General features: G+C 51.4%; 14 protein-coding genes and 1 pseudogene. All 15 read right to left on the bottom strand.

Annotation, left to right across the window (positions count from 1 at the left end; all coding sequences use genetic code 11):
• Positions 1-137: 137 nt before the first annotated feature.
• The gene (locus tag AC0YOB_RS24495) at positions 138-386 is read right to left on the bottom strand and encodes a hypothetical protein (RefSeq protein ID WP_475794990.1); all 249 of its coding nucleotides are present in this window, start codon (positions 384-386) and stop codon (positions 138-140) included.
• 88 nt (positions 387-474) lie between these two features.
• The gene (locus AC0YOB_RS24490) at positions 475-1,371 is read right to left on the bottom strand and encodes a hypothetical protein (RefSeq protein WP_475794989.1); all 897 of its coding nucleotides are present in this window, start codon (positions 1,369-1,371) and stop codon (positions 475-477) included.
• A 264-nt stretch (positions 1,372-1,635) separates the two neighbouring features.
• Positions 1,636-1,830, bottom strand: coding sequence for a hypothetical protein (locus AC0YOB_RS24485; RefSeq protein WP_475794988.1), 195 nt, complete (start codon positions 1,828-1,830; stop codon positions 1,636-1,638).
• A 64-nt stretch (positions 1,831-1,894) separates the two neighbouring features.
• The gene (locus AC0YOB_RS24480; RefSeq protein ID WP_475770478.1) at positions 1,895-3,211 is read right to left on the bottom strand and encodes a deoxyguanosinetriphosphate triphosphohydrolase family protein; all 1,317 of its coding nucleotides are present in this window, start codon (positions 3,209-3,211) and stop codon (positions 1,895-1,897) included.
• 120 nt (positions 3,212-3,331) lie between these two features.
• On the bottom strand, positions 3,332-4,624 hold the full coding sequence (gene odhB, locus AC0YOB_RS24475) for a 2-oxoglutarate dehydrogenase complex dihydrolipoyllysine-residue succinyltransferase (protein WP_475794987.1): 1,293 nt from the start codon (positions 4,622-4,624) through the stop codon (positions 3,332-3,334).
• Positions 4,617-7,541: a 2-oxoglutarate dehydrogenase E1 component gene (locus tag AC0YOB_RS24470; RefSeq protein ID WP_475794986.1), complete on the bottom strand. Its 2,925-nt coding sequence runs from the start codon at positions 7,539-7,541 to the stop codon at positions 4,617-4,619. The genes odhB and AC0YOB_RS24470 overlap by 8 nt, the downstream gene beginning before the upstream one ends.
• A gap of 242 nt (positions 7,542-7,783) precedes the next feature.
• Entirely contained in the window at positions 7,784-8,287 is a 504-nt protein-coding gene (locus AC0YOB_RS24465; protein ID WP_475794985.1) for a hypothetical protein, read from the bottom strand.
• 595 nt (positions 8,288-8,882) lie between these two features.
• A pseudogene (gene ku, locus AC0YOB_RS24460) lies at positions 8,883-9,645 on the bottom strand (non-homologous end joining protein Ku); the annotation flags it as partial.
• 306 nt (positions 9,646-9,951) lie between these two features.
• Positions 9,952-10,389, bottom strand: a complete 438-nt coding sequence (locus AC0YOB_RS24455; protein WP_475794984.1) for a disulfide oxidoreductase — start codon at positions 10,387-10,389, stop codon at positions 9,952-9,954.
• Positions 10,389-11,102 carry a DsbA family protein gene (locus AC0YOB_RS24450; RefSeq protein WP_475787082.1) on the bottom strand — a complete coding sequence of 238 codons (714 nt, stop codon included), beginning with the start codon at positions 11,100-11,102 and terminating at the stop codon, positions 10,389-10,391. The genes AC0YOB_RS24455 and AC0YOB_RS24450 overlap by 1 nt, the downstream gene beginning before the upstream one ends.
• Positions 11,103-11,241: 139 nt before the next feature.
• Positions 11,242-12,300: an oxidoreductase gene (locus tag AC0YOB_RS24445; protein ID WP_475794983.1), complete on the bottom strand. Its 1,059-nt coding sequence runs from the start codon at positions 12,298-12,300 to the stop codon at positions 11,242-11,244.
• Positions 12,301-12,476: 176 nt separating this feature from the next.
• Positions 12,477-14,903 carry an EAL domain-containing protein gene (locus tag AC0YOB_RS24440; protein WP_475794982.1) on the bottom strand — a complete coding sequence of 809 codons (2,427 nt, stop codon included), beginning with the start codon at positions 14,901-14,903 and terminating at the stop codon, positions 12,477-12,479.
• 214 nt (positions 14,904-15,117) lie between these two features.
• On the bottom strand, positions 15,118-16,248 hold the full coding sequence (locus AC0YOB_RS24435) for a response regulator (protein WP_475794981.1): 1,131 nt from the start codon (positions 16,246-16,248) through the stop codon (positions 15,118-15,120).
• Positions 16,249-16,392: 144 nt separating this feature from the next.
• Positions 16,393-17,172 (bottom strand): DeoR/GlpR family DNA-binding transcription regulator, encoded by a 780-nt coding sequence (locus AC0YOB_RS24430; protein ID WP_379113839.1) that lies wholly within the window; start codon positions 17,170-17,172, stop codon positions 16,393-16,395.
• A complete protein-coding gene (locus AC0YOB_RS24425) occupies positions 17,173-18,597 on the bottom strand; it encodes an ABC transporter substrate-binding protein (protein ID WP_475794980.1) in 1,425 nt (474 codons plus the stop codon).
• Between the last annotated feature and the right edge of the window lie 39 nt (positions 18,598-18,636).

Raw genomic sequence — 18,636 nt, 5'->3', positions numbered from 1 at the left:
AAGATACAGGCTCTCATCCATAAAACACAGAAAGAGCCCGTAAGTGACAGGCTCCTCCAAGTCGTTCATATTCAATTAGCTTTCTACATTGTACACGTTCATATGGACAGCCGCAACCTCTTTTTAACGGAACGCCATTAAAAACCGCTCTTATATTTACGTTGACTGGATGAGCTGTTTTTGGTTTTGTCCTTGTCCTTCTCATCCTGCTGCTCGATATTCAGGTCTTCGAGGGGAATCGGATCCACATTGCGCTCACTCTGAAAACGGTCAAACAAGCTTTCCTTCTCCGTTGGGAACTGCTCCGGATTGTCCCGGCCCGGCTGATTGTTATGCTTGAGCTTCTGTTCTTCAATCGCTTTTTTGTCCGCATCTGCGTTTTCCATTGCCTCTCACCTCGTTTAAGGGTATATATATTCCTTTACCTTAAACGGAGGTGATCCAAACGCGAATATATTTAATGGGATTAAATAACTACTCGTTCAACCGCTGCCGCATCATATCGGCCAGCTCCTGGGTGTTATCCCAGACGAAAGGCTGAAAATGATTGAACATCCCTGCCGGCAGGTTCACAGCATCCCTGCTCTGTACGGTCCAAATTACCGGGATTTGCAAGCCCAGCGCCAATCCGGCTGCGAAATACACCTCTGGCGACTGGCCCGTCAGATCGGCCACAACCAGCTTGCTCTCCGTAATGTTCCTGACATGATAATCGGAGGATTCGCTATCCTGGGCATCGTCGCCAAGCAGTGGGGAATACCCGCATTCTTCAATCCGGGGAAATACCTGCTCCGCCCAATCCGCCCGGTTCACAGTATCATGATCCAGGTATACGAGGCAGGACTTTAATCGTTTCCCGCCCGATAATGCTTCCGCCTTGCTCCACCCTTCCGCTGTCAGCTTGAAGGTCGTCCCGATCCGCTCGATCAACAGCTCATCCTTCAATCTTTCGATGATGTACACGAGCTCCTGCAAATTGAGCGAATACGTTAAATTGTAGCTGTCCGACAGCCGGTGGATGACAACCGGCTGCAGAGGGCTTTCGGAATGCCTGTACAGGTACTGCAGCAGGCGATCTGCCTTATCTTCTATCGTTACCGGGATCAGCGGTGATTGTTCGATTTTTTCCAAATCCTCGAAAGACAAGGCAACCGCCCCGCCCACATCTGTGGTTTCCCGTATGTAAGCGGACATAATCGGGAACATCTGGCGCTTGACCGCATAGGACAGCGCATGAAATTGCTCGTAGCTGTCTTTAGAGAGGCTATAGGAATCGCCTGGTGCGCATGAGCAGTTGGCAAAGCGTTCATATTCGCCGATGAACTGCACATGAACAATTTGATCGCAAAATAAACAACGTTTCATATCCATGGTCATAAACCACCCCTTCCATTTACCTTTCGCACAGTGTAACGGAAAAATGGGGGTTTGGGCGATTAAGCTTTTCTCATGAAATTAGGGCGGCTCTCATTAAGTATAATTATACCAGTGATAGCAGGGTCTATTTGCGCTCATCTCTGCCAGGGAATGACAGCTGCCAGATTAATTGGCCGCCAGCGGGCGGATTGCCGTATTCGGAAACAAACATATGCCCGCCTGGAATTTCCTGACCAAGCATATAAACGGAAGCCTCGCCTACTTGATGGAGGAAACAATTGTAATCGCCTGACGAGGCTCTGCCTTCGATTGCCCGGCGAACAATCCGGGAGCGGACAGTCCCTGGGCAACCTGCACATAATCCGTTATAGCCCGCCCAATATTGGGTTCTGGCGAGCTCACAGCTTTCTTCCACCGCAGCGTAATCTCCAGAGAAATCCACATATACCGCATCCGCAGATTCCTATTGCCTTCATGCAACGTAATTCAGCAGCACCCCGCTTCAATTGAGGACCAATTAATCCATTTCATAAATCGATCCGGAGCGGCTTGCAAAAAACTCGGCATAGACCTTCTCGGCGTAGGCATCGGTCATTCCGGAAATATAGTCGGCGACCATTCGCTCCCATGACCATTTCCCCTTCTGCTGCTGGTAGCTCTCCAGCCAATCCGGGGGCATGATGAGCCGCCCGGTTTCCTCGATTTTGAAGCTGTCCCATAAGCGTTTAATCATGATCTCACTTCGTTTATGCAGACGTTGGACACGAAAATCCTTGATCAAGGTAACCCAGGCCAGTTTCTTGAGTATTTCCATTGTGCGCAGCAGCTCCAAATCCTTCTCGCCCTCGCGTACAAACGTAACGCGCTTCCAGCCTGTGGCAGGATCGTCGATAATCCCGACCTGATTGGCAAACCTCCTCACCCAGCGGGCTTTCATCTCCCGTCTTGTACGGGAAGGCTCGCGGTTGCATTCAATATATATCGTCTCCCACTGCTGGACATATTGGCTGAGCACCTGCTTCACCATCTTTTTCATATCGACCTGTTCCCAGCTCATGACCCCGTTCCCGGGATCGTCCACGATCTCTGCGATGACATGCTCGATCAGCCAATCGTCCTCGAACAAGTGGCGGTTCATCTGGATTTTCCCTGCACGGATGCCATCCTCGATATCATGGGTGGAGTAGGCAATATCATCGCATAAATCCATCAACTGCGCTTCCAGTGTCGCTTCTCCTTCCGGCATTTCCCACATCTGCCGGAGATAACGAATCCCTTCCCATTCCATACTGTAAACGCCTTTGAGCCGCCCGGGATCATCGAGACTGAACGGATATTTATTGGTAGCCAGCAGTACAGCCGCCGTCAGATCCAGGCCGCTCTCGCTTCCCGCACGCTTCTCCAGAAACATCAAAATCCGGAAATTCTGCGCATTTCCTTCATAGCTCAAGCCGCATTCCTTCGTAAGAAGCAAATTCAGCACTTCTTCTCCCTTATGACCGAATGGGGGATGGCCCAGATCATGAGCCAGCGCCGCGCATTCCACCACCTCGGGATCCAGCATTAACCCGGGATGCTCCCTCTTGGCGATCCAGGAATAGCTTTTTCCCAGCCGCCTTGCCACTTCACGGGCTATTTGTGATACCTCCAGCGAATGCGTCAGGCGAGTACGGTAATAATCGCCCGACCCTGCACCGAATACCTGCGATTTTCCCTGCAATCTTCGAAAAGCAGGCGACTGGATCAGCCTGGCGTAATCCTTCTCATACTCATCCCGATCTTCATTGGAATGGATATTCTCAGAATCGTTCAGTCTCAATTTGCGTACGTTCATATCCATCCCCCCAATACTCCTTGCCGATCTTGATAATTTATGATAACAAACCTTACATAGTCAAACAAGCCGACACCCGGCGGTCCGGATATCGGCTTATTTGGGCTGAAGTAACGGTTATTAGCCTTCCAACAGAAGGGATTCCGGATCCTCAAGCAGCTGCTTGAGCGTCACCAGGAAGCGCACCGCTTCCGAACCGTCCACGATACGATGGTCGTAGGAGAGCGCAACATACATCATTGGGCGATTGACTGTACGTTCTTCGTCGAGCGCGATTGGACGAAGCTGGATTTTGTGCATGCCCAGAATACCAACCTGAGGCGCATTCAAGATCGGTGTCGAGAGCAGGGAACCGAACACACCGCCATTGGTGATGGTAAAAGTTCCGCCCTGCAGATCATTCAGCGCGAGGCTGTTGGAGCGGGCTTTCTCAGCCAGGCTTCCGATTTGTTTCTCGATTTGAGCAAAGCTCAGCGTATCAGCCTGACGCACAACAGGAACAACGAGACCTTCCTTGGCCGATACGGCAATCCCGATATCATAGTAGTTCTTAACGACAATCTCGTCGCCTTGAATTTCGGCATTCAGCAGAGGGAAAGCCTTCAATGCGCCGACAACAGCCTTGGTGAAGAAGGACATAAAGCCGAGGCCCACATCATGCTTCTTCTGAAAATCCTCTTTCCGTCTTTTGCGGATATCCAGGATGGCAGTCATATCCACTTCGTTAAAGGTCGTCAGCATGGCAGCTGTACGCTGTGCTTCTACCAGACGGTTGGCAATCGTTACCCGGCGGCGCGACATTTTGCGGCGCTCAACCGGTTTGCCCGGCTCGCTTGCAGGAGCCGCTGCCGGCTGGGCTGCCGCCTGAGCGCTGCTTGCTGCTGCAGGCTTTTGTCCGCCGTCAGCATATGCTTTGACATCCTCTTCGCGAATGCGTCCCAGCGGATCGCTTGGCGTGATGCGGCTCAGATCAATTCCGCGCTCGCGTGCCAGCTTCCTGACTGCTGGCGAAGCATTGTAGGACGAGCTGTCGCCAGCCGATTCCTTATTGGAATCGTTCGCGGGCGCTTCCGCCTTTGGCGCAGCCGCTGCCGGAGCAGGCTCCGGTTTGGCCTCTGGCGCAGCGGGCGCTGCACTTTCCGTCTTGCCGCTATCGCCGGCAGAAGCGGCACCGCCTGCTCCAGCTCCGATAACGCCGATCGTTTCGCCAACGCTGACCGTTTCGCCTTCCTGGCGGAGAATCTTCTCCACTACGCCGCTTTGCTCGGCGCTGATTTCCATGTTAACCTTGTCCGTTTCCAGTTCAGCCAGCACATCGCCCTGACCTACCTGGTCCCCTTCTTTAACATGCCACTTGGATATCGTACCTTCTACGATTGACTCGCCCATTTCGGGAATTTTAATATCACTCATCGCCGTTATCCTCCTTCGCGTTAACTGTTAATGTGCCCCGGTTCAAAGCAACCGAAATGATGCGCTGTTGTTCCATGTTATGAATATATTGAAATCCGCTTGCGGGACTGGACCGTTTCGGCAGACCGATGAAGCGGACAACCGATTTGCGCGGCGCCCGTGCACGGATACGCGGCTCGATGTAATTCCAGGCTCCCATATTTTGCGGTTCTTCCTGAACCCACATGATTTCCTTCAGGTTCGGGAAACGCGCGATAATACGTTCGACATCCCCCTTGGGGAATGGATACAGCTGCTCTACACGTGCGATGTGGAGCCAGCTCCAATCCTTAGGCTCGGCGGATTCATCGTCCTTGCCTGCCTCCAGTGCCGTTGCCAGATCAATCGAAATTTTACCGCTGCACAGAATGAGGCGTTCCACCTTCTTGGGGCTGCCGCCAAGCTCAGGCTGCTCCAGAACAGGCTGGAAGGCGCCTTCGCTCAGCGCTTTCGGATCGGAAGCCACCAGAGAATTACGGATCAGGCTCTTAGGCGCCATAATGATCAATGGCCTTGCTTCCTCGGTATTGGTGATGGCTGCCTGGCGACGCAATAGATGAAAATATTGCGCTGCAGATGTCAGGTTGGCGACGGTCCAGTTGTCTTCAGCCGCAAGGGACAGGAAACGCTCCAGCCGTGCGCTTGAATGCTCGGGTCCCTGTCCTTCATAACCGTGAGGCAGCAGCATGACAAGGCTTGAATTCTGCGACCATTTTACCCGCCCTGCTGAGAGGAACTGGTCGATAATGACCTGGGCCGCATTGGCAAAGTCGCCATACTGGGCTTCCCATATCACAAGCGTTTCAGGCGAATGGACATTGTATCCATAATCAAAGCCGAGTACCGATGCTTCGGAAAGCGGGCTGTTATACACGGCGAAGGAAGCATTCGCTTCGGGCAGTGTATGCAGCGGGCAGTGGGTCGCACCTGTTTGCGGATCATGCAGTACCAGGTTGCGGTGGGCAAAGGTGGCGCGCTCGGAATCCTGTCCGCTGAGGCGAATCGGCTTGCCGTCAGCCAAAATTGTGGCAAAAGCCAGCGTCTCGGCTTGTCCCCAATCCACTTTGCCGCCTTCTTCCAGCGCATCGGCGCGGCGCATCAGAATACGCTCCAGCTTGTTGTAAACCGTGAAGCCTTCCGGCCACTTCAACAGGTTCGCATTGATCGAGCGGAGCTTGTCAAGCGGCACAGCCGTCTTGATTTCTTTGCTGCGCAGTCTGGCGCTAGCATCCATTCTTCCCGTCTTGCCCTGTTTATCGTTTTCCTTCACTTCATCCAGGGCCGCCTGCAGTCGGTTCAGACCTTCCTGCTTGGTCTGTTCCAGCTTCTCGTCTGTGACAAGGCCTTTCCCTTTGAGCACATTCTCATAAATCGATACGACACGGGGATGATTACGCTGCTTCTGATAAAGCAGAGGTTGAGTCGTTTCCGGATCATCCGTTTCGTTATGGCCGTATCTGCGGTAACCGATCATATCGATCAGGAAATCCTTGTGGAACTTGTGGCGGTACTCGCAAGCCATACGGACAGCTGCGATGCAGGCCTCAGGATCATCCGCGCTGACATGGACAATCGGAATTTCATAGCCTTTGGCCAAGTCGCTTGCGTAATGCGTCGAGCGCGAGTCGCTGCTCTCGGTTGTAAAGCCGATCCGGTTGTTCACGATAATATGAATCGTACCGCCGTTCTCGTACCCCGGCAGCTTCTTGAAGTTCAACGTTTCAGCCACGATTCCTTCTCCGGCAAAAGCGGCATCGCCATGAATCAGCACAGCGGCCGCAGCTCCGAAATCAGGCACCGGATAACCCGGCTTCGACCTGTCGTCCTGCGCAGCACGGGTGAAGCCTTCGACAACGGGGTTCACATATTCAAGATGACTTGGATTGTTCGCCAGCGAGATGCGCGTTTCTACCGTCTCTCCCGCCTTAACCGAACGGTGGGCGCCAAGATGGTATTTCACGTCTCCTGTCCAGCCGAAGCTGATGCCGATCGAGCCTTCGGATGGAATGACGTCCTTGTTGGGCGCATGATGAAACTCGGAGAAAATCTTGCCGTACGGCTTGCCGAGCACATGCGTCAGAACATTCAGCCGCCCACGGTGGGCCATCCCCATCAAAATATGCCGGGCACCGTCATGAGCCAGCTCACGCACGATTTCGTCCAGCATGGGAACAAGCATATCATTGCCTTCAATGGAGAACCGCTTCTGTCCAACAAATGCGCGCTGCAGGAAGGTTTCGAACTGCTCGACTTCAATCAGCCGGTTCAGCAGCTCCGTCCGCTCAGTCGCAGTAATCGGCTTGCCCGCCATTCCTGTTTCCGCCTGGCGGTTAAGCCAAATGCGCTCGTTCTCCTCATGAATATGTCCGAATTCAAAACCGAACGACTGTGTGTAGGTCTCCTGCAACTTCTGCAGAGCGTCCCAGCCGTTTTGAATCGATTCCGGCGCTTCTTCCCAAATAAGCGAGGCGGGAATCGCCGCCAGATCATCCTTGGTCAAACGGTAGGTCTCGGGCTTCAATAAACTCGTATCTGTGCCATTCGTCAGACCCAGCGGATCATTATGCGCCGCTAGATGTCCATACGTGCGAATATTTCGAAACAGTTTCCCGGCGTCGACCACTTTCTTCAAAAACGCGGGATCTGCTGAAGTTATGGTTTGAGCTGCTGCAGCCCCGTTCTTGACAGACTGCTCCTGTGCCGCAGGAGCAGCTGCAGCCGGTGAAGGAGGTCCCCAAAGCTCGAACAGCTCCTTGTAAGATGAATCGACATCATTCGGGTTAATCAGATATTGTTCGTACATTTCCTGGATATAACCCAAATTGGGTCCGTAATAAAACTTCCATGGTGACTGATTGATTTCATGGTCCGTCCTCATTACCGCCTACCTCCGATTATGTTAGATAAATGGTTTAGACTTGCTTCTTTCCCGGTTTTTCAACGTTCACAAGCTCATCCCTACATCATTATACGCAAGTATCAGGTGGGGAACAAATCAAATTCGGTATAGGTATTAATCAAAATCTGTATAGATTCTTAAACTTGCGGCCCGTACAAAAAAAGACCCTGCTGTCGGAGCAAGGGTCCGTTATGAGATATTCTATCCAATTTCGACAATATTTATGGGATATACTGCTGAACGATTTTCACAATTTTGTTATTCTCTATCGTCAAATGGAACGGATAGCCGCCGACGTCGAACGTGTCGTTGTCCGCAAAGATTGCCCGCAGCTTGTTGACATCGATCTTTTCGTTCCAGTTTATATCCATCTCATTCACGTCACCTGTGCGGTTATAGATCTGCATCAACACGGTGGCATCGCCTGAAACTTCGAATGTACGCAATTTGTCGTTCTCATTCAGGATATAATAACCGTCGGGAGCTCCGTCCAGACCGGAGTCCTTGTTGTGCTCCAGGAATACTTTATTGGCTTCATCGCCTTCGAACCATTGAATGTAGTCGGCGGTGAGGTATGTTTTGCCGTTAGCCTGATAGATTTGATTGATAAAGGCTGCGTGGGTATCCGGGTTTGTCGGCACAGCGTGATAATCATTGTCACCAGCGAAGCTTATCTGCGTCAGCATCAGAAAAGCAACGACGGCAATCAGCATACTCTTACGCATATGTAACACTCCTTTGAAGACAATTTGCGAACCTGTTTCGCTTTACCTGATCCTTCATTCTATATACATGTCTTGGACATTCTATGCGTCTGCTAAACAAATGTTCTTTCATTCACCAGATACCTCCCTGTAATTCAAGCTGCTTATCTATAGAACGATTCGGCGGGCAGGAAGGTTGCAGAAAAAATAATTTGGAATCGCACGCAGCGGCCGTGCTTATACCTGATTCCCTTTCAGTCGGCGCTAAAGAGGCCCGGCAAGACGGATCAGTCCGCCTTGCGTACGTTCCTGCTCCCTTTCTTTCGGGCTCGCGTCGTTTTGGAAGTTTTAAGGTTATCCGTCTTGGACTTCGAAGACTCCGGAACGGCTCGGTTACCGGGTGCTGATTTACGGCTGCTCTTCGCTCTTGATGTTCGTTTGCCTGCTTCATTGCCAACTGACACGGACTTCCCATGCTTGCCTGCATTTCGTTGCCCGGTTTTCGTTATGGCTGTTCTGGATGCAGCCCTGCCCCGGTTTGATTTTCTCTTGGGAGCGGGAGATTCCTGATTCTTCGATTGTTCCCCGTCAGAACCGGTCCCTTTGCCGGATTTGGGCTGCTGCAGGCTGGCCTTCAGCGCTTCCATCAGGTCGATGACATTGGCAGGCTTCTCTTCCGGCGCAACTTTCACTTCCTTGCCCTTCAGCTTGCCTTCAATCGCATCCATCACACGCCCGCGGAACACATCCTTATACTGACCGGGGTTGAAGCTGCTGCTCAGCTGCCCGATCAGCATCTTGGCCATATCGAGCTCCCGGTCGTCAATGCTGACCTTCTCGGGAAGACCGGGGATCTCGGCTGCCGGTCTGATCTCTTCTTCATAGAACATTGTAACCATTGAGAGCACGTTGCCGTCGATCACACGAATCGCGGCCAGACTGCTCTTGGAGCGGATTGTCACATTGGCTATGCCGATTTTATTCGTCGCTTTCAGTGCTTCGACGAGCAGGGAATAGGCATGTTTTCCCGTCTTCTCCGGTGCAAGGTAATAGGTTTTCTGAAAATAAATCGGATCAATCTCCTCCAGATCAATAAAGTCAAGAATCTGGATTTCTCTCGATGCCTCCGAAGCCAGCTTCTCCAGCTCTTCCTTCTCGAACGTGACATAATGGCCGGGTTCATATTCGTACCCCTTCACAATATCATCCCAGCTCACATCCTCCTTGCATTTGGGACAGGTGCGATGGTACTTGATCGGCAGATTATAATCTTTATGCAGCATCCGCAGCGGAATATCGTTATCTTTGGTAGCCGTGAACATTTTGACCGGCACATTCACAAGTCCGAAGCTGATTGCGCCCTTCCAGATCGTTTGCAAGGTGAATCCCTCCTCTTTGGCCATGCCTTGTATTGATTTATAACCGGGATGACTGATGGTCAATCCGGCATTTGTTTACAATCATGCAAAAAAATACGATCCCGGCCTCGGCCAAAATCGCATTTTGTATATTCTCTGATGCCGCGAAACGCTTATTTGGCCCTCAGCCTACCGTGTCCAACCGCATCCGATAAAACTGACCTCGTCCCGCTGCGGGATGGATGCCTGATCTCGGGAATCGTGATTTTAACCATAGAAAAAGCTGCGCATTCGCGCAGCTTCTTCTTCTTCGCCTAAAACGGCTGATTATTCGGTTTCTTCTACTATTGTTCCCCTGTTTCTTCCCATAAACAAAAACACGGTAATGAGAATAAATGCGGTCAGTGCCAAAATTGGAATCGTGATGAACCCCAGCCAATTGATATAATCAGTGTTGCACGGAATGCCGCTGCTGCAAGACAGAATATCGGCGAAGCCTGGAACCTTTTGCTCCAGGACATGGTAGATCGAGATGCAACCCCCCAGAATGGACAAGGGCAGCGCATAACCGATGATTTTCCGGTCATTCAGATAACTGGCCCTCCCAAGCAAGTAAACAAGCGGGTACATGCATATCCGCTGCAGCCAGCACAGTTTGCACGGCTCAAATCCCATAACTTCACTGAAGTACAAGCTTCCGCCGACAGCAACCAGGGATACGACCCAGGCAAAGTATAAACTTAACGCATGTATCCTCGCCTGCATTAAGATTCACCGATTGCGCTGTCGATTGCTTTTTTGAGTGCATCATAATTAAATACGTCCTCGAACTTGACCCCGTTAATCAATAGCGTAGGCGTGGCAGTAACTTTAGCATCGTTCTGGGCGAATCTTGTATGCTCGGTTACTTCATCCATATAGGTCTGATTGTCAATATCCTGGCGGAGCTTGTCATAATCGACTTTAATACCCGCCGACTTGGCTAAATCCGTCAGAAAGTCCGGCGTTGCCCATATACTTTGTTCTTCCGCCTTCTGATTCTTGAATAAAGCGTCATAATATTTCCAGAACTCTTCATTGCTCTGATGGAAAACGGCTTGGGCAGCAAGTGCCGCTGTCGTGGAATCTTGATAAATGATCGTATCGTTCATAAAATAAAGCGAGGCTTTACCGGTATCGATATAATCGGTCTTTAACAACGGCATGATATTCTGCGAGAAATATTGGCAGGAAGGACATTTATAATCGCCGAATTCGACGATTTTGACCGGTGCCTCGGCTTTGCCGAGTATCGGCAATTGATCGTAAGCCACTTCAAGCGGTTTTGCTTTCGGTTGAAAAATAATAGCAACTGCAATCAATGCTATGACGACAACACCTGTAGTCCACATGATAATTTGCATTCGTCTTTGTTTCTTTTTCTTCTCTTGCTCTCTTTTTGCTTTGTTGGATAACTTGATTTCTGATTTGTTCTGCACAGACACCCTCCTAAAAGACACAATTAGATATAGTATAACCGATTTCCCTTAAAAATAGCTGAAAATAGAAGGGCTGGATATGAAAGAATAGTGAAATAGGAACGGCTCTGGCCGCTTGTTATTACGGCGGCTGCTAAGATCAGCTGCTGACCTCGATCATCCGGCCTTCCCGATGGCTTCGGTAAGCCAGTTCTATCATGCGGATCGCAAGTCCCGCTTCTTCAGGTTTGACCGCAAGCTCCGCTCCTTCGAGCAGATGGTCGCTGATATTCTGATAGAAGTCCTGATAGGCTCCGGGCAGCGTCCGTATCCGGCCTTGCAATTCCAGCGCGCCCATCACAGCATGAAGCTTGCCCCATTGCTCCTCCGGTTCGGCTCCCCAATCCGGCGATCCCGGCGTCTGACCGCCACGCAGCGCTCTCTCCTGTGGATCGACGCCATATTTGACATAAGAACCCTTGGTCCCGTGAACCACGTAACGCGGTCCCGGTTCTCTGATCAGCAGCGAGGAACGGAGACTCACCTTCAGACCATCCGCATAACCCAGTCCGATGTCGAAGTAATCATCGGCGATGCCGCCCTCGCGCTGGATGCGGATGTCCGCGGTGATTGTGTCCGGAAGCCCGAATAAAGTAAGCGCCTGATCCATGAAATGAACACCTAGATCATAGACGGTACCGGATCCCTGCACATCGCCATCCCGCCATCTCCCCGGATTTACGACCGGGCTGAAGCGATCCCAGCGGAATTCCGCTTCAATTACTTGGCCCAGCAGCGACTGGTCCAGAACCTGGCGAAGCGTCATAAAATCGCCATCCCAGCGCCTGTTCTGATAGACGCTGACCACAACCTTCTTCTCCCGAGCCAGGGAAATCAGCTCATCGGCTTCGGCAGACGTTGTTGTAAAAGGCTTCTCGACCACGACATGCTTGCCCGCCATAATCGCTTCTTTGGCCAAGGCATAATGATTGGTGCTCGGCGTTGTAATGACCACCAGATCGATATCATCATCTGCATATAATTCCTGAACGCTGCCTACTACGGTCACCCAAGGATATTTTCCCTTGGAAGAGGCCCCATTGCGCTGCACCACTTTGGCCAAGCTCATATTCGCGACGTTCGTTATGACAGGAGCGTGAAAGGTGCTGCCCGCATAACCGAAGCCAACCAGTCCCACCTGCAGGGTTTTCTTATTCATCATAAGCCTCCTATTTTCCAAGATAGTGAATCACTGCCCCTTAATAGTTCTACATCCTTATTCGGAAATCCTCCGGCGGCGGATTGACCAGCCGTTCCAAGGCAATAGCCGCCGCCTTGGCGGATGCCCCGCGGCAGAGGTGGCTACGCAGACAATAAGCTCACTTTCCAAGGGGGTTAAAAACGCAGCGGAACAAAAAACTCCTTCTCCACCTGATGGGCGGATAGCGGACGGCTGAAATAATACCCCTGAATTTCCTTGCACTGATTATGGGTGAGAATATCCAGCTGATCCTTCGTTTCGATTCCTTCCGCCACCACATCCAGATTCAAATGATGGGCCATGGAGATAATTGTCGCAACGATAGCTTTATCATTGTCATTCTCGGTTATATCGGAAATAAAGGAACGGTCGATCTTGAGCTTATGGATCGGGAACGTCTTCAAATAACTGAGTGAGCTGTACCCTGTTCCAAAATCATCAAGGCTGATCCGCACGCCCAGCATATTCAATTTATTAAGAATATCGATGGATACCATCGGATCCATCATCATGCTCTCCGTAATTTCAAGCTCCAGATACTTAGGCTCAAGCCCCGTCTCAGCAAGCACGGCCTCAATATATTCCACCAGATTGGCCTGATGGAACTGACGGGCTGATAAATTGACCGACACGGGAATCAGCGGTCCGCCATGCTCATGCCATTCGACCATTTGACGGCAGGCTTCATAAAGAACCCAAGTGCCAATTTCATGAATCATCCCCGTCTCTTCAGCAATCGGAATGAAGCTGCCCGGCATCAACAGGCCTTTTGAGGAATGATTCCAGCGGACCAGAGCCTCCACACCAATCATGCGGCTGTCTTCCGTACGGATCTGGGGCTGATAATAGACAAGCAGCTCCCGGCGCTCAATGGCTTTTCGCAGCTCCCCCTCCAATTCAATACGATCCATCAAATGCTTGTCCAGCTCCTGCGAATAATAACGGTAACCGTTCTTGCCATGCTTCTTCACCTCGTACATCGCCGCGTCGGCCAAGCGCAGCAGCTCCTCACCGCTTTCGCCATGCTCAGGAAAACTGGCTATTCCGATGCTTGCCGATATATAGAAGTCGTTGCCCTTGAGATGGAATGGCTGGCGGAGCAGACTCAAGATACGTGTGGCCAACAGGTCGGCTGCTTGGTCGGTCTCCGATCGGCAAATAATCGAAAATTCGTCCCCGCCCATACGGGCAATGGTCACCTCCAGATTATCGGCGCCGGCAATAAAGCGCTCACTTAACGCCTTGAGAAACAGATCGCCGTATGTATGTCCCAGTGAATCATTAATAAGCTTGAAGCGGTCAACATCAAGCACGAGCACGGTAAAAGAACCGCTTCGCTTTTTGCATTCCTCGATCGCCTGGTCGAGCATCTGGTTGAACAGTCTGCGGTTAGGCAAGGCTGTGAGCTCATCATGGAAAGCGAGATGCTCGATCAGGCTTTTGTCCCGCTTCTCTTCGGTTATATCCCTCAGGATAACATGGCTCCCCACAATCCTCTCGTCAATAATGACCGGAACCTGGGTTACATGGATTTCCACCTGATGTCCGTTCGAATTCGTTATAACGGTTTCATAACTATCCGGCCGCTCACCGGCAGGTTGACCCGATAATGCTTTGTCCCTCGCATTCTGCTCTTCAACTGCCTTCAAGCCGATGGCGGATATATGCTTGTTTTTGAATCCCTCTATGACAGCGCCTGCAATTTTGCTTACAGCGGGGTTCATTCCCATAACCTCGCCCTTGGTATTGACGGACAGGATGCCATCTGCATTGTTCTCGTATAAGGACCGGTACCATTGCTCGCTCTCCAGAATGGTCAGATCCTTTTGCCGAAACCGCTTGTTGACCAGAATGCCGAGAAAAGTCAGACCAAGGAGCAGGAATGTGCCTGCTGCGATAATATAGGCGAGCAAAGTCTGATCAATCAGCATCCCGCCGGCGGCGGCGTTATCCATTCTCTCGTGAAAATACGCTCCGGCCATACCGGTGTAATGCATGCCGGCGATACCGCCGCCCATTACAAGCGAGCTTCCAAGCTTGAAGAGCAGCGCATGACGGACCGTCTGCAGCCGGAAATAATAGAGCATTCCAAGCGCTGCAGCCGACGCTGTGGCGGCAATAACAACAGACAGAGCGACCATCCATGGATCGTAACTGATATCGACCGTCATGGCCGCCATTCCGATATAATGCATGCCGCAGATTCCTGCAGCCATCAATCCTCCTGACAACCATATCTCTTTCCAGCCCATGCGCTGCAGGTGTGCGGTAAACAATGCAATCAGCGATACCCCGATGGCCAGCACAACGGAGAGCAGCACCAGCTTGATATCATAGGTAATGCGTATAGGCAGGCGCATGGCGAGCATGCCGACAAAATGCATCGACCAGATGCCAAGACCCATGGAAAAAGCGCCGCAAACGAGCCAAAGCAACCGCAGCTTGTCCTTGCTTGTATAGATCTTTCCGGTCAGGTCCAAAGCGGTATAAGAGGAGGCCACTGCGATCAAACAGGATAAAATGACAAGAGATTCATGAAAACTGCCATGCATATGATTCATAACGTTAAACTCCCTTACCATCATGATGAGTAATATTTCCCTATAGATGGGTAATATTAGGGTCTTTAGACCTGAGTCCAACGACTTATTTTATTATACATGACGAATCTGAAACATTTTTGAAAATACCGGCCGGCACGGCCCCATCCACGCAAAAAAAGCTTTGGCGCTTGCTTGCACCAAAGCTCTATGGGATCGTATCAGGCGGACTATATTACCCCATTGTTTGCTTCCAATTCATATACCATTCACGTACTGCCGTCTTGGGCCTGGCGTCATATTCGCGGCTCAGCATGCCCTGCAGCAATTCGAATTGCTGTTCCAGGGAAAAGCGGTCGCCCGTTTCCTGATACAATTGCATCAGTTCAAAATAAACCTGCTCCTCGGTCAGATTTACCTTCTGAACCTGAAGAAGAAAAGCAATCGCCTCCGAATACCGGCCCGTGGTCTTATAAAAATCAAGCAGCTGATGCCTATGATACTGCCAAATCGCGCGCAAGCGGCGTTTCTCCGGCTCTGCCCAAAGAAACTCATGCTCCATCAGGTAATCGCCCCGATACATCGCAAACAGCTTCAAATGAAGCTCCAATGTAGCTTCAGTCAGCATGGGGGCTTGCTCCAGCTGCTTTTCCCATACCAGCACATCCACCTCGACTCCGCCAAGCTCAAGCCGGTAGCCTTCGTCCTGGTTGACGATCCGGATCGTCAGATTCTCCTTGGCAATGAGCATCCTGATCTGATAGATCGTGGTGTACAGCTGCGTGATGGCTCTCTTCCAATCAATCTCTGCCCATAAGTGCTCAAGCAAATGCTGCTTCTGAACGGTTATTCCCTGGTGCTGGAGCAGATAGAGGAATAATTCCTGCGCTTTGAAAGTTTTCCAGCGTACAGCGGCTGCCCCCGGGACCCGACCTTCGATCAGGAAGGACTTGAAGCAATGAATCATCACCGGCAGCGCGGCATCTGAACGCCTGGCCGAATAGAGGGTCAGCATTCTTCTGACCCGCGCACAGGTCTTGATCAATCGTTCACGCTGGAATGGTTTGATAATATAATCCTGGGCAGTCAGCTCGAATGCTTCAACGGCGTGCTCCTGGTAGGCCGTTACGAACACAATTTGGATATCGGGCGATTCGCCGAGAATTTGTTCCGCGAGCTCCAATCCGCTGATGAAAGGCATATGGATATCCAGAAAAACAGCATCCGGCAAGCCCGCGCGCATGTCCTGCATGACCACTCGCGGATCCTGGTAGGATCCTATAATTTCGACCTGACCGATGGCCGTAAGCTCGCTCTCCAGAAGCTTCAAAGCCAGGGGGTCATCATCAACCAAAATAACTTTCAAGGACCAAGCTCCTTTCACACGCTCGTTTCGCAATCATTCCTTTCGGATTGTCTTATTTAGTTTCGACGGTTCCTGACATTTTCCTCTAATACTCACGATGAGATGATGGGAGGAAATTATGCTTCAGACTTGTCTTGTCTTTAGCTATTCCTCGTTGACTTCGCTGCTGCCGATGATCAGACGGCGGACCGATTCCCGCAGGCTGTCGCGCATGTCCGGAGGGGTGCCTTCATCCGTCACCAACGTATGGATGCGGCTCAGCTCCATGCCGTAGAGAAAGCCGCTGCGGTTCGCCTTCGACGAATCAGCCATCAGAATCAGCTGATTGCTTTGCTCGACAAGCATCTGCGCGATTTGCAACGGTTCCCATTTGGAGTAGTACAGCCCTTCAGCGCCAAATCCCATGCAGGAAAACAAGGCTTTGTCAAAGCGGTACTGACGAAGCTCGCAGTGCAGCTTATATCCGAATGTCTTGCCATCCTCATCCACTTCGCCACCGACCAGATGAACCTTCAATTTCCCCTTTTTCTGGACCAGGTTCAAGGTGACCATGGCCGAGTTCGTTACGATGGTCAGATTTTTATTCTCCGGGATGAACCGGGACAGAATCAGCCCGGAAGTATTTCCGTCGATAAAAACGCTGTCGCCGTCCTCCAGCAGCAGCACGACTTCGCGGGCGATGGCTTCCTTGCGCTCCCGGTTAAGCTGCATCCGGTCATAATAGGGCATATCCCAAGTGGTTTGTTCTTTTCTGACTGCGCCGCCATACGTTCTGCGAAGAAATCCCTTCTCGTCCAAAATACGAAGGTCCCGGCGGATAGTTTCCACCGAGACATTATAAGTTTGGACAAGATCATCCACAGAAACGCTGCCGACTCTGCGGACGGCTATCATAATCTCGTTTCTTCTATGGACGGAACCCATTTATTTGAATTCTCCGAGCACCTTGGTCGCATCAGCCTGCGCCTTCTTCACCGCATCTGCCGGAGAAAGCTTGCCGGCGATCATCGCCTGCAGCGCCTCGCCTACGGATGTATCCATTTTACTGCGCGCAGCGCTCGAAACGTCGATGCGGGCATATGGGAACACTTCGTCAAAAGCTTGCTTCTTCTGCGGGTTATCCGCATAATTTTGCTTCAGCAAATCGGTTTCCTGCGCGGACTTCGTAGCCGGGAAATAGCCTGTTTTGGCTGCATAGATCGACTGTGCTTCCGATCCCGCGAAATATTTCATGAACAGCCAGCCTGCAAGCTGCTCTTCCGGAGTGGTTTTGAACAGCACCTGGTTGCCGCCGTACAGCTCTGTTACTTGACCTCCGCTTTTGCCTTGCGGGATCAGGGTGATGCCCCATTGGAATTTATCCTTCACCAGATCAAGCTTGGAGCTTGTACGAGCTGTTGTACCGATTTCCATCGCGGCTCTGCCGTTCGTGAATTCCTGCTCGGTGTCCTCTGCAAGAACAATCGCTTTCTTGTCGATCAGGTTCTTGATCATGGTCGCCAGTTCCACAGCCTCCGGGTTGTCATAGTTCACACCGCTTTGATCCAGCTTGATCGGATCAATGCCGTAAGTGCGCAGCCATGTGCGGAACGTGCCGCCATTGTTGGCATTGCCCATAACCAGAGCAGGCTTGCCGGTTTTCGCTGTAATATCAAGCGCCATTTTCTCAAATTCCGGCCATGTAGCTGCCGGTTTGTCATAGCCGGCTTGTTTCAGCACATCAATGTTGTAGTAAACCCCCATCGAGGAGTTCCCGTGCGGCCAGCTCATCGTTTTGCCGTTATACTCCGGAATACGTTGGCGGGCAAGCACACCCGGCATAATGTCGTCCAGATCCGTCTGGCTCAGTCCGTTCACCGGATCGCTGATGTAGTCGTCAAGCGGGACGATTTTGTCCGCCTTCATGTACTCGAGCGTGTCGCTCTCGTACGACATGGCCACAGCCGGGAGTCCTCCGCCCTGCAAAGCGGCACGGACTTTTTTGTTAAGATCGTCATAGCTGCCCTGGAATACTTCTCTCACAACGATTTTACCTTCGTATTCCTTGTTGAAGTCGCTGACGATCTCCTTGATCGCTTCGCCGTATATCGTGGCTTGAATATGCCAGAAATCAATGGTGACGGGGCCATCCTTGCCGAGCTCGATTCCTGCTGATACGCCTGTCGGAGCGTCAGCTGCCGGGGCGTCGGCAGCTGGTGCATTTGCCGCTGGAGCATTTGCTGCCGGAGCATTGGCGGCCGGGGCATTGTTATTGGCCGCCGGCGCACCCGCTGAACAGCCTACAGCTGTAATAAGCATCAGGGAGACGATTGATGTTTTCCAATGGCTGAACATTTTACGCAAAATCACATTTACCACTCCTAGGTTTTTGTAATTACGTGTTCTGTC

Source organism: Paenibacillus sp. JT31N17, from assembly GCF_056269255.1.
Note: the sequence above shows the minus strand (reverse complement) of the source record. Positions and strands in the feature narration are given on the sequence as shown.

Coding starts and splice junctions, on each gene's coding strand:
- AC0YOB_RS24495 (WP_475794990.1), bottom strand. CDS start 386: ATGGAAAACGCAGATGCGGACAAAAAAGCGATTGAAGAACAGAAGCTC.
- AC0YOB_RS24490 (WP_475794989.1), bottom strand. CDS start 1,371: ATGGATATGAAACGTTGTTTATTTTGCGATCAAATTGTTCATGTGCAG.
- AC0YOB_RS24485 (WP_475794988.1), bottom strand. CDS start 1,830: ATGCGGTATATGTGGATTTCTCTGGAGATTACGCTGCGGTGGAAGAAA.
- AC0YOB_RS24480 (WP_475770478.1), bottom strand. CDS start 3,211: ATGAACGTACGCAAATTGAGACTGAACGATTCTGAGAATATCCATTCC.
- odhB (WP_475794987.1), bottom strand. CDS start 4,624: ATGAGTGATATTAAAATTCCCGAAATGGGCGAGTCAATCGTAGAAGGT.
- AC0YOB_RS24470 (WP_475794986.1), bottom strand. CDS start 7,541: ATGAGGACGGACCATGAAATCAATCAGTCACCATGGAAGTTTTATTAC.
- AC0YOB_RS24465 (WP_475794985.1), bottom strand. CDS start 8,287: ATGCGTAAGAGTATGCTGATTGCCGTCGTTGCTTTTCTGATGCTGACG.
- AC0YOB_RS24455 (WP_475794984.1), bottom strand. CDS start 10,389: ATGCAGGCGAGGATACATGCGTTAAGTTTATACTTTGCCTGGGTCGTA.
- AC0YOB_RS24445 (WP_475794983.1), bottom strand. CDS start 12,300: ATGAATAAGAAAACCCTGCAGGTGGGACTGGTTGGCTTCGGTTATGCG.
- AC0YOB_RS24440 (WP_475794982.1), bottom strand. CDS start 14,903: ATGAATCATATGCATGGCAGTTTTCATGAATCTCTTGTCATTTTATCC.
- AC0YOB_RS24430 (WP_379113839.1), bottom strand. CDS start 17,172: ATGGGTTCCGTCCATAGAAGAAACGAGATTATGATAGCCGTCCGCAGA.